9 protein-coding genes are annotated in these 11,955 nt (G+C 61.7%); 6 read left to right on the top strand and 3 right to left on the bottom strand.

Annotated elements, in window-relative coordinates; translation table 11 throughout:
• Positions 1–149 precede the first annotated feature (149 nt).
• Together CVS29_RS07635 and CVS29_RS07630 are read left to right on the top strand one after the other, a co-directional pair.
• Positions 150–1,133 carry a GmrSD restriction endonuclease domain-containing protein gene (locus CVS29_RS07635; protein ID WP_306457021.1) on the top strand — a complete coding sequence of 328 codons (984 nt, stop codon included), beginning with the start codon at positions 150–152 and terminating at the stop codon, positions 1,131–1,133.
• A gap of 112 nt (positions 1,134–1,245) precedes the next feature.
• The gene (locus CVS29_RS07630; protein WP_110105744.1) at positions 1,246–1,653 is read left to right on the top strand and encodes a hypothetical protein; all 408 of its coding nucleotides are present in this window, start codon (positions 1,246–1,248) and stop codon (positions 1,651–1,653) included.
• 70 nt (positions 1,654–1,723) lie between these two features.
• Here CVS29_RS07630 and CVS29_RS07625 read toward each other — a convergent pair whose 3' ends face one another.
• A complete protein-coding gene (locus CVS29_RS07625) occupies positions 1,724–2,347 on the bottom strand; it encodes a LysE/ArgO family amino acid transporter (RefSeq protein ID WP_110105743.1) in 624 nt (207 codons plus the stop codon).
• A 97-nt stretch (positions 2,348–2,444) separates the two neighbouring features.
• On the opposite strand from CVS29_RS07625, the gene CVS29_RS07620 reads away from it, so the two are divergent.
• On the top strand, positions 2,445–3,332 hold the full coding sequence (locus tag CVS29_RS07620; RefSeq protein ID WP_110105742.1) for a LysR family transcriptional regulator ArgP: 888 nt from the start codon (positions 2,445–2,447) through the stop codon (positions 3,330–3,332).
• 32 nt (positions 3,333–3,364) lie between these two features.
• Here CVS29_RS07620 and CVS29_RS07615 read toward each other — a convergent pair whose 3' ends face one another.
• Positions 3,365–4,558 carry a MalY/PatB family protein gene (locus CVS29_RS07615; protein ID WP_110105741.1) on the bottom strand — a complete coding sequence of 398 codons (1,194 nt, stop codon included), beginning with the start codon at positions 4,556–4,558 and terminating at the stop codon, positions 3,365–3,367.
• A 64-nt stretch (positions 4,559–4,622) separates the two neighbouring features.
• On the opposite strand from CVS29_RS07615, the gene CVS29_RS07610 reads away from it, so the two are divergent.
• On the top strand, positions 4,623–5,879 hold the full coding sequence (locus CVS29_RS07610; RefSeq protein WP_110105740.1) for an MFS transporter: 1,257 nt from the start codon (positions 4,623–4,625) through the stop codon (positions 5,877–5,879).
• 21 nt (positions 5,880–5,900) lie between these two features.
• On the opposite strand, the gene CVS29_RS07605 is transcribed toward CVS29_RS07610, so the two are convergent.
• Positions 5,901–7,418, bottom strand: coding sequence for a TIGR01777 family oxidoreductase (locus tag CVS29_RS07605; RefSeq protein ID WP_245932113.1), 1,518 nt, complete (start codon positions 7,416–7,418; stop codon positions 5,901–5,903).
• A gap of 129 nt (positions 7,419–7,547) precedes the next feature.
• Between CVS29_RS07605 and CVS29_RS07600 the strand changes: the two genes are divergently transcribed.
• A complete protein-coding gene (locus CVS29_RS07600; protein ID WP_110105739.1) occupies positions 7,548–11,273 on the top strand; it encodes a bifunctional RecB family nuclease/DEAD/DEAH box helicase in 3,726 nt (1,241 codons plus the stop codon).
• A 7-nt stretch (positions 11,274–11,280) separates the two neighbouring features.
• Entirely contained in the window at positions 11,281–11,931 is a 651-nt protein-coding gene (locus CVS29_RS07595) for a DUF1345 domain-containing protein (RefSeq protein ID WP_245932112.1), read from the top strand.
• The last annotated feature ends 24 nt before the right edge of the window (positions 11,932–11,955 follow it).

The raw sequence follows: 11,955 nt of genomic DNA, 5'->3' as shown, positions 1-11,955 counted from the left end.
TCACTTTTCAGGAGAACTGCGCCTTGACTGCTGTCCGCACCACCCGTTCCCTTCGGGCAACCGATTTCCTCATGGGAGCAGTGCTTGCCTCCGTTCTTGTAGTAACAACGGGGTGCGGCGGCGCACCTGTAGCCTCGTCTTCCTCGAGCATGGCAACGCAGAGTACAGCTGCGAGCTTCTCTCCCACCGCCACGCCCAGTGCCACCCCGACTTCTGAGGATGAAACCCCGCTGGACGGTGACGTGGCGCCCGATGCTGGCGGGGCTGAGCTAGCCTCCAACAAACAGCCTCCCTTCGCTGCGAAGGCGTTGACGGTGCTTGCTACCCTGCCCATCAAGGGCCGTGCCCCAAAAACCGGCTACACCCGCGCCATGTTTGGGCAGGCGTGGGCGGATGTGGATAAAAACGGTTGCGACACCCGCAATGACATTCTGGACCGGGATCTGAGCGCCAAGACGTTTAAGCCAGGCACCCGTGACTGCATGGTCCTGACAGGAATTTTGGCTGACCCTTACACGGCCGTCACCATTGACTTTGTCCGTGGCACCACAACGAGCAGCGCTGTTCAAATTGATCATGTGGTGGCTCTCAATGACGCCTGGCAAAAAGGTGCACAGCAGTTGAGCAAGGACCAGCGCACAGCGTTGGCGAATGATCCGCTGAACCTCCTGGCCGTTGACGGTCCCAGTAACCAGCAGAAAGGGGCCGGCGACGCCGCCACCTGGCTGCCGCCGAACAAGGGCTACCGTTGTGAGTACGTGGCTCGGCAGATTTCCGTCAAGGCCACCTACAAGCTTTGGGTGACACAGGCCGAACATGATGCCATGGCGAAGGTGCTGGATGGTTGCGCCCAAATTGAAGTTCCCACCAACCAGACCGCTGCGCCGGCAGCACCCGTGGTCCTGCCGGCTCCGGCACCGGTTGCTCCCGTGGCCCCGGTTGAGGCAGCTCCGGCCCCTGCACCTGCCCCGGCTCCTGCTCCGCTGGCGGAGGTCCCTGCCCCTGCTCCGGCGAATGTGTACTACCAGAACTGTACTGCCGTGCGGGCAGCCGGTGCCGCCCCTATTCGAGCTGGTGACCCGGGGTTCCAGTCCAAGTTTGACCGCGACGGCGACGGTGTAGGCTGCGAATAACGCCTCCGGACACCCTGTTAGCAGCGCCACCGCACCCCGCATTTGGGTGCCACACCTGGTCAATCAGTACAGCCTCTGGCAACTGCCGCTCTCTTTTGGCTAAAATTAGTGTGTGAGCTCTCGCAGTGACCAGCCGCTGGTCCCAGCAGTTTGGCAGCGCCATGACTCGGAGATATTGCCGTTGTGGCGGGACCGGCTGTGCCTGGAAATGGGGCCCACAGTGGCAAGCCGTTATGCATCCGGGCTGTTCTTTGAGGATCGGCGCCGCCCTATTGCCCAATGGTTCAACCCTGCATTGAATGCGGCACTTTTAGTGGGCATTGAAACCTCAGCTGAGTGGCCAGTTCAGCGGTTCGGCTTGTTCTATGCGCCCGCCCAGGGAGGTGTTGTGCAGGTCCGGACAACAGTTCACGAGTGGTACACCCGCAACCCCAACACACCGCCCACGGCGGATGACGCCTTCACGGCAGCCATTCAATCCGCCGAATCTTTCCTCCAGGTGGAGATGGACTTCTTCTAGGGCCGGTGAACCGTACGCTCAGCGTGGGCTCCGCAGCCGTTCAGGGAAAACTTTCCTGCGCTCTCTTGCGCTACGTCCCCAGCGCCATTTTGATGCCCAGGAAAAGCATCACGGCGGCAATCAAACCGTCAAGCACGCGCCACGCACCCGGTTTGGCAAAAATGGGCCGCAGGAATTTTGCCCCATACCCCAGAGCGCTGAACCAGATCACGCTGCCAACAATAGCTCCGGCACCGAACCACCACCGCAGTTCTCCTTGTTGGTTGGCCACGGTTCCTAGCAAGAGCACCGTATCCAAATAGACATGGGGGTTCAGCCAGGTCAACGTCAACGCTGTCACCAGGGCCGCTTTCCTGCCCAGCGCACCTTGCTGTAGCCCTGAACCCTGCACCCCTGAAACCTGCACGCCCGTAACCCGTGCCCCGGGGTGCACTGCACGCTTGGCCGCCAGCGCAGCGTAGCCAATCAGGAAAGCTGCTCCGGCCAGCCGCACAGCCACCACCACGGCAGGCACTGCTGTAATCACGGCCCCGATGCCAACAATGCCAGCAGCTATCAGGACCACGTCGCTGAGCATGCAGACCAGCACCACCAGGCCCACATGCTCTCCGCGGATGCCCTGACGCAGCACAAAGGCATTCTGGGCGCCGATGGCAATAATGAGGGCTAGGCCAGCACCTAGGCCGGTGGTCATGGTCGCAAAAATATCTAATGGAGTCACAAGCATTGAAACTACTAGGCTAAAGATCAGCAGTACAGCTAATGTTTCTCAGGTAAGTTAAGGAAAACTAATGCCAAGCTTTCAGACCGAACAGTTGCGTACCTTCCTAGCGGTGCTGGACCATGGCACCTTTGAGGCCGCCGCCCAGCAGTTACACGTCACGCCGTCGGCCATCTCGCAGCGGATCAAGGCCATGGAAGGCTCAGCGGGACAGGTTCTACTCCAGCGCACCACCCCCATTCTCCCCACCCCTGCCGGAACCATAGTTCACCGACTGGCACGCCAACTGCGCCAATTGGAGGCAGACGCCGCCACCGAGCTCGGTCTAGCAGTGAGCGGACCCAACACCTTAACAGTGGTGGTCAATGCCGATTCGCTGGCTACGTGGTTCTTGGATGCGCTGGAGCTCCTGCCGGGGTCCGGGCAGCCAGGTGTGGAGGTTATCCGCGAAGACGAGCAACATTCCGTGGACCTGCTGCGCTCCGGCATTGTCATGGCAGCCGTCACGGCCACGGAACAGCCGGTCCAGGGCTGCTCCTCAACGCCGCTAGGCGCCATGACATACCGCGGCGTGGCCTCGGGCGCTTTCATGGCCAAATGGTTTCCTCAGGGATTCTCGGCTGAGGCGCTCAATGCTGCCCCGTCGTTGAACTACGACCGCTGCGATACCTTGCAAAGCAACTTCACGGCGGCCATCACCGGAAAACCACTGACCGGGCCCCGGCACTTCCTCCCGGACACCCTGCAACTGGCCGAGGCCGTTTCCCGCGGCGTGGGCTGGGGCCTCATGCCGGAGGCACACTGCCGCGCCGGGCTCGCGGCACAGACACTCGTAGAACTGGTTCCTGGGCATCGCACACATATCCCGCTCTACTGGCAGCGTTGGAAGATCCAATCAGCGGCCCTAGACCTCCTGAGCACGGCAGTCCGCCAGGCCGCAGCTCTCGCCTTACCTTAAGCACCTCCGACCTTAATTACCGGCAACGCCAATCAGCCCGGAAGCGCCGCCCCCATCGCTTCCACGAGCTTGCGCAAAATCGGTCCGGGCGTGGCAAAGTTCATCCGTACAAAACCGGCACCGGCGTCACCGCACAGCCCTCCTTCGGTCAGCACCACGGCTGCATGCGCGGCGAAGAATTCCGTGGGGGTGCCCTCAAATCCGCCCAAGTTGAGGCCGTTGCAGTCAATGAACGCCAAGTACGTCCCTGCCGGGCGCACCAAAGAGGCCCCGGGCAGGTGCTGACCCACCAGTTCCGCCAGCAGAGACCTGTTAGCGTCCAGGTACTCAAGCACATCCCTCAGCCACGGAGCACCTTCGCTGTACGCCACAGTATTCGCCACAACCCCCAGTGGCGTGGCGCTGTGTTCCTTGGCCGCCCCCTTTTGCGTCCACACAGCAGCGTCCGCAGCGTTGGAGAAAATAATTTGCGCCGTCTTCAAACCGGCCAAATTCCAGGCCTTCGACGCCGAGGTGGCCGTCACGGTGTGGCTGGCCGCAGCGTCACTGAGCGATGCGTACGGAACGTGCCTTGCGTCGTCGTACACCAGGGGCGCATGGATCTCATCCGAGAACACCCGGGCCCCGCGCCGCTGCACAATCTCAGCGAGCCGCAGTAACTCGGTGCGCGTGTAAACCTTGCCAATGGGGTTGTGCGGATTGCACAAAATCAGCAAATCTCCCCCATGCAACGAATTCTCAATCGCGGCGAAGTCCAGCTCCCAAGCATCACCGGTAGCCAGCATCGGAACCTGGATGAGCTCGCGGCCGTACGTGGCGGGCAGCCAGATGAAGGGCATGTAGGCGGGTGTCAAAACCACAATGCGTCCGGTTCCAGGGGTGAACAAGCGCACGGTACTTTCCAATGCGGTGAGAACATCGGCAACGGGGCGGATGTTCTCAGCGCGAACGTGCCATCCGTGCCGGACCGCCATGAAATCAGCGCAGGCACGGCTCATGGCGGGAATCAACGCGTTGGGCAGGTAGCCCACCTGAGCATTCCTAATGGACTCTTGCAGCCGCAGCGCAATGGGCGCGGCCAGGCCAAAGTCCATTTCCGCCACCCATGCCGGCAGAGAATCAGGGTGCTCACTCCATTTAAGGCTACCCACCTTACGAAGTTGCTCCTCCGAAATCGCATCAAACGCTGCCGCTGCTGCAGATCTCTGGGGTTGCGCGGTTCTCATACTTAGGCGCTCCTCTGTCACACTGGTTTGGTCTGCCTTCACCTTATGACACAAGGATTCACCCATGAATACCACTTCCCACCAGCGCCGAAACCAAGGCGTACTGGTTGTAGGCCAGCTCCTGTCAGGGGTTGGCGTGGCCTCCGGCGTTGCCGTGGGTGGCATCCTCGCGGCCCAATTGACTGGTACCACAGCGGCATCCGGCTTTGTACAAACAGCCTCGGCTTTGGGCGCGGGACTAGTAGCCGTGCCATTAGCGAATCTGGCCGTCCGGGCCGGGCGTCGCTGGGCACTCAGCACAGGGTTCGCCCTTGGCGCAGTGGGAGCTGCGCTAGTATTGCTCGCCGCATCAATGGGCCAGTTTTGGCTCATGGCTGTTGGCATGTTGTTCTTCGGTTCGGCCACGGCATCCGGGCTGCAGGCCCGTTACGCCGCAGTGGATGGTGCTGCGCCGGAGAAGGCAGGCCGCGCCATGGCCATCGTCATTTGGGCCACTACCGTCGGTTCGGTAGCCGGACCCAACTTGTCAGAACCTGGACGTCTTTTCGGCATCCGCCTGGGACTGGTGCCCTTGTCCGGGCCGTTCGTATTCTCCTTGGTTGCGTTCGTGACCGCCGCACTGGTGGTTGGAATCTTCTTCCTCACCCCACCTGCCTCGCAGCAGATAGCCCCAAAAGAACGCACTAAAACACATGGTGCGTGGCGTGCACTTCGGCTGGCCAGCCACAACCCGCGCGCACTTTTCGCCCTCATGGCTGTGACAGGCGGGCACGCCATCATGGTGGGCGTGATGGTCATGACTCCCGTTGCCATGAACGCGCACGGGCATTCGCTGGAAGTCATTGGGATCGTCATCAGCTTGCACATTTTGGGCATGTACGCGGCCAGTCCGGTGTTTGGCTGGCTAGTGGACAGGCGCGGCGCACTAAGCGTTGTCATGATCGGTTGCGGAATTTTCTTGGCCGCCATCGCTGTTGGCGCCGTCGTTTCCGAGCGTAGCGATCCGGTGCTGATGTCAGTGGCACTGACCATGCTGGGTCTGGGTTGGTCGGCCACCCTGATTGGCGGCTCCTCACTCCTGAACCAATCCGCCCCGGATGAATTGCGTGTCCCGCTGCAGGGCGCCAATGACATGATGATGAACTTCGGTGCTGCCGGGATGGCCGCTCTGGCCGGTCCTGTCCTGGCGCTTGGCGGCTTCTTCTGGGTCAACATGATGGCGCTGGCGGTGCTCATCGTCATGGTCACCTTTGGGCTGCGCGCCTTGCGCAGCACACCGGAACCCGCTCCCGAGCAGAAACTCTCCGACCCGGTGAGCTAACCGGTAGGCAAGCCTCTTGGCTTAGCGCGGTGGCGCACCCAGGATATGCCGCAGCGCCGAATCTAGATCGCCATGACGGAACTCGTACCCCGAATCTTGGATCCTGTGAGCCGAAACCCGCTGGTTTGCCATGGCCAGTTCCGCTGCACCCTGCTTTCCCAACAAGAGCTGTGGGCCCAGAGCAGGGACCTTGACAACAGCGGGCCGGTGCAAGACTTTGCCCAGAATGCGCGCGAATTCGGCGGCCTGCACCGGGTGCGGGGCAACACCATTCACCGGACCGCTGACGTCCTGGGACAGGGCTGCGTGGGCAAAAATTCCCGCAATGTCATCAATACCTACCCAGCTTTGCCACTGTTTGCTCCCGAGCGGGCCACCTACTCCAGCCAAATACAACGGCAGTAACCGCTGCAAGACCCCGCCACCTGCTGAGAGCACAATGCCCGTGCGAACATTGACCACCCGCACACCTGCATCAGCCGCAGGCGCGCACTCGGCCTCCCACCTTCGGCAAACACTGGCAAGAAAATCGGTCCCGTTTGGATCCGATTCCACCAACGGCGGTGGGCTGCTCATCCCTGCCGCACTCTTCGGATCCGCTCCGTAGTACCCCACCGCAGAACCGGACACCAAGGTGCGCCGGACGCCGTCGGCTGCCAGAGTGGCCAAGGATTTAGCCAGCAAACCGGTGCCAAGGACCCGGCTTTGCAAAATCGCTTCCTTGTTGCTTTCCGTGAACCTCCCACCGATCGGGTGCCCTGCAAGATGGATCACCACAGTGGCCCGGGCCAGACCGGCCGTATCGAGGTGCCCGGCCTCAGGGTTCCAGTAAATCTCGTCGCTGCTTCGTGGCGCACGGCGGACTAGTTTAAGTACCGTATGCCCACCACCTCCCAAAAGGGCGCAGAGCGCACGCCCAACTAGGCCCGACGCCCCGCTCACCGCAATCACCAGCGGCTCACCGTCATCGGCTCCAGCCGCTGAATGTGCCGCATGAAATGCGAGATCCCCGCGCAGCTGCCTCTCCCGGAACGCAAACATGCGCGCCAGTTCCGCGTCCATTCGCTGGTGTGTCCAGGCGCCTCGAACCGGCGACGGCAGTTCATAATGCATCTCGTCGAGCATCACGGTGGTGCCTGGTTCGCCGTCGAAAAAGCTGTGTTTGTGCGAGCTCGATGCCAACGGCCCCTTCGCCATGACGTCGGTGAAGCTTTCGTTCGGCACCAGCTCGGTGTGCAGGGCATCCCAGCGGAGCTCCGGCCGCGCCCACCCCAGCCGCGCGGGCAGCATGCCGCGCACAGTCCCCGCTGCTGAGCCCAGCCACATACCCAACCCACCGGGGGCACCCACGCCCATGGCCGCCGTCGAGCCTGGATTAATGCCATCGCTGGGCTCGGCCAGAATTGTGCCAAAGAACGACGGCGTGAGCCTCACCAAGGCGCCGGGCCGGGTAAACCACCGGAATACTTCCTCGCGCGGGTGAGCAAGGTGCGTTTCATAACGGAACACGGGCATGATGTCCTCCAAGTTTGTTGACATTTCCCATCTTGCCCTACCCCTGTGACATTTTCGTCTGCTTCTTGATGCGCGGTGGCCACATTGTCGGTGCCGCTTGCTACATTCAAAGCATCGAAACCGTGTGGTTCGACGCTGCAGGAAGGCACTCCCATGTTTTTGCTTGACTCCCCCGAAGGCGAGACGAAGCTGATCTTTTCGGCGTCAGATCTGGTGACGGCCAGTGAGTGCCAGTACCGGACGCTGCGGATTCTGGATGAGAAGATTGGCCGTACCGCCAAGGCCGTGTTCGCGAAGGATGACATGCGCGAACGCGCAGCACAGCTTGGTGACGCCTTTGAAAAGAAGATCCTGCAGGAGTACTTGGCCGAATTTGGCGAATGGGATGCATCCGCAGGCAAAGGTGTGAAGTCCCTCGACCGCGGCGAGCTGAGCTGGACCGGGCTCGAGGCCAAGCGTGAGGAAACGTTGGAGGCGTTGCGGACCGGTGCCGACGTCGTTTTCCAGGCCACCTTCTTTGACGGTTCGTTTGTGGGATTCGCCGATTTTCTGATGCGTCAGCCGGACGGTTCGTACGCCGTGCACGACACCAAACTAGCCAGGCATGCTCGGGTCAGTGCGCTGCTACAGCTGGCAGCGTACGGAGACCAACTGGAAAAATATGGCATCCCCGTGGGCCCCACTACCACGCTGGTGCTGGGCAACCGAAAGCATAGCGACCACGCCATGGCAGACTTGCTGCCGGTGTTCCGGGAGCACCGTGAGCGGTTCCTGACGCTCACGGCTGCCCACCGCACACAGCCGCTTCCTGTGACGTGGATGCAGGAAGGCATCAAGTACTGCGGGCGTTGCGACTACTGCGCCGAGCAGGTCGCGGCGCATCAAGACTTGCTGCTGGTGAACGGCATGACAGGCTCCCAGCGCCGCAAACTCATGGCGCAGGGTATTGCCACCATCCAGGATCTGGCGGCGTTGCCGGAAGCCGGGGTTGCCGGGCCGCTGGTCCGGCTCCGTGACCAGGCACGCATGCAGCTGGGCCTGGAAGAAGTAAAGGGCTCAGCCACGGTTGGGAAGGGCGCTGACGCACACCAGATCAGCTACAAGGTGTTGGACAGCGTCAGCCAGCTGCCTAAACCCAGCGACGGCGACATCTTCTTTGACTTTGAGGGAGATCCGCTGTGGCAGGACCCCACCACCGAAAAGTGGGGCATTGAGTACCTGTTTGGCTCCATTGAAGCCGTGCCCGCCGGCGTTGCGGCCTCATCAGTGACCGATGCTGACCTTATATTCAAGCCCTTTTGGGCGCATTCCCGCCAGCAGGAGAAGGTGGCATTCATGTCATTTTTGGAATATGTCCAGGCGCGCCGAAAAACATGGCCGGAGATGCATGTGTACCACTACGCACCCTATGAGAAGTCGGCGTTGCGCAACCTTTCCGTGCTGCATGGCACGGGCGAGGACATTATTGACGAATGGCTGCGTTCGGGCCTGCTCGTGGACCTGCTGGACACTGTGCGCCAGTCGGTGCGGATCTCCGAATCGTCGTATTCAATTAAGAAGCTCGAACCGTTTTACATGGGCTCCAACGTCCGTTCAGGAGAGGTAAAGGATGCCGGCGCCTCGGTTGTGGCGTACGCCAACTACTGCAGGCAGCGCGATGCAGGACTGGGTGGAGATGCTGAAGAGGCCGCCAAAGCTACGGAAACCTTGGCCTCCATCACGGACTACAACAGATACGACTGCGTCTCCACGCTGCGCTTGCGTGACTGGCTCTTTGACATAAGCGCCGCCACAACAGTGGGCTCGTGGGCTGAAGGCAGCGGCAAGCTCAAAGTCACGGGCACCGAGGAGCAGCAGAGCAGCTACGAACCTGCTCCGGAAGAACTCCGGCTCCACACCTACGTCGAAGCCGTGCAGGACATGAAGGACTATAAGCTCAGCGCGGATGAAAACGCCGTCGCCATGGTGTTCGCCGCAGCCAGCTACCACCGCCGTGAGGACAAGCAGTTCTGGTGGGGCCACTTTGACCGGCTGGAAAAGGGTCCCAACGCGTGGACCGAAGAGCGGAACATGCTGCGCATTGACACGGCAGAGATCGTGGCGGATTGGGCCAGGCCAGCCGACAAGCCACGTGCCCGCACAGAAGGTCGCACGCTAAGAATCACCGGAATCGCCACGGAAGGCTCAGACTTCCGTGCCGGTACAACCTGGTTTGGCATGCACGAGGCCCCGCTGCCGGAAGGCATGGAGGAAACGCCCAGTGACTCGGGCAAAGCGCCCGCCCCGCGTGGAGGGCTATTCAATGTCACCGTTCTGGAAGATGTTTCGGACCCGGCCACACCCGAGCTGACCACACTGCTGGTTGCGGAGAAGTCCACCACTAAGGTCCAGCCTTATGGCCAGCTACCCATGGCACTTGCCCCGAACAAGCCTGTCCCCACCGTCAGCATCCGGGCCGCACTGGCGGATTTGGCCACCACCGTGGGCAGCACCGTGCCCCAGCCGGGTGAGCAGCCGCATCTGCCCAACCACCCCGGTTTGGATATCCTGCGCAAGCTCAAACCAAGGCTGAAAGACGGCGGCGCGCTGCCGTCCGCGGTCATGCATGGGGACGGGCACAGTGTTCAGGAGCACGACTACATTGCCGCCATCACGGCTGCTGTGGAGAGGCTGGAGGATTCCTACCTGGCCGTCCAGGGCCCGCCCGGCACGGGCAAGACTCATGTGGGCTCGCACGTCATTGCCAACCTCATGAAGCAAGGCTGGAAAATCGGCGTGGTGGGGCAGTCGCACGCCGTGGTGGAAAACATGCTGCGTGCAGCCATTGAGAAGGCAAAAGTGGATCCGGAACGCGTGGGAAAGAAGCTCAACGGCACGTACGAGGTGCCGTGGAAAGTCACGAGCGACTTGCAGTTCACCAAGCTGTTGGACAGCGAGGGTGGCGCGTTGATTGGCGGCACTGCATGGACCATGACAGGGGCGAATGTTCCCGCAGGTTCGCTGGACCTGCTCGTGGTTGACGAGGCCGGGCAGTACTCACTGGCCAACACCTTGGCCGTATCCCGTGCGGCAAAACGGCTTCTGCTGCTCGGGGATCCGCAGCAACTGCCACAGGTCACGCAGGGTTCACACCCAGCACCTGTGGACGAATCAGCACTGGGCTGGATCTCCGCCGGGGAAGCCACCCTATCAGCGCAGAAGGGCTATTTCCTGGCCGATTCGTGGCGCATGCAGCAGGACCTTTGTGCTGCGGTGTCCCGGTTGAGCTACTCAGGAAAGCTGAAATCTGCGCTGGCAGCCACCCAGCGCCACTTGGAGGGCAAGGATCCCGGTGTGGAAACCATCTACGTCAGACAGGACCCTGCAAGCGGCAAGGACAACAAACAGTCATCACCAGAGGAAGCCACGGAGGTCGTGGACCAGGCCAGGGAGCACCTAGGCCTGATGTGGACACCCGGCAAGGATCAGACACCCCGGCCGCTGGCACAGGACGACATCCTCGTGGTGGCTGCCTACAACGCCCACGTCCACCTGGTGCGCGGCGCCCTCGATGACGCTGGGCTGCAGGATGTCAGGGTGGGCACGGTGGACAAGTTTCAAGGCCAGGAAGCACCTGTGGTGCTGGTGACCATGGCCTGCGCGGACCCGTCAGGCGCCCCGCGTGGCATGGAGTTCCTGCTGAACCGCAACCGCATCAACGTTGCTGTTTCGCGCGGCCAGTGGCGGGCCGTTATTATTCGCTCCCCCGAACTGAGCAACTTCATGCCCAGCCGGCCCGAAGGCATGGCGGAATTGGGAGCCTTCATTGGGCTGTGCCATGCCGGCGATAACCCCGGACGCGGCCCTATTGCAGGCAACCACGGCACCGCCGTGGCATGATCACAGCATGAACCAGGTAACGTCAACCCGCGCCCGGCACCGGCAGCTCCGTGTTCTGGGCATGGTGGTGTGCGGGATAGCGGCTACAGCGCTGACAGGTGTCCTCGGCGCCTGGATTTACGCGCCAGCCGTGGGCTGGGCCGTGGCCACTCTCATTTACAACGCCACGGTTTGGCTGACCATAGCCCCCATGGACGCGACTAAAACGGCAACCCATGCGCAGGAGGAGGATCCTGGCCTGCGCACCACCGATCTGCTGATTCTGTTGGCAGCGCTGGGTTCCTTGGCCGCCGTCGTCCTGGTCATGGTGGGCAGCAAAGACATTCAAGGCACGGGAAGGTTCCTGCTGGCACTGCTGGCACTGAGCGCAACCGCCATGTCCTGGCTCATGGTGCACACGCTGTTCACCTTGCGCTACGCCCAGATTTATTACAGCGGGGAGCCCGGCGGCATTGGCTTCAACCAAGAGGAACCGCCGCAGTACACCGACATTGCCTACATGGCGTTCAGCGTAGGCATGACCTACCAGGTCTCGGACACCAACATCACAACGCGCCCCATGCGCGGGGCAGTGCTCCGTCATTCTCTGCTGGCCTTTGTCTTTGGCACCGGCATTCTAGCCACCACCATCAACCTAGTGGTTAGCCTCGCCGCGTAACCTCCGCGCGCTCCCATGACGGTA

It is taken from the genome of Arthrobacter psychrochitiniphilus, from assembly GCF_003185915.1.
Taxonomy (GTDB): Bacteria; Actinomycetota; Actinomycetes; order Actinomycetales; family Micrococcaceae; genus Specibacter; species Specibacter psychrochitiniphilus.
The sequence above is the reverse complement of the archived record's forward strand: the minus strand, read 5'-3'. Positions and strand labels throughout refer to the sequence as shown.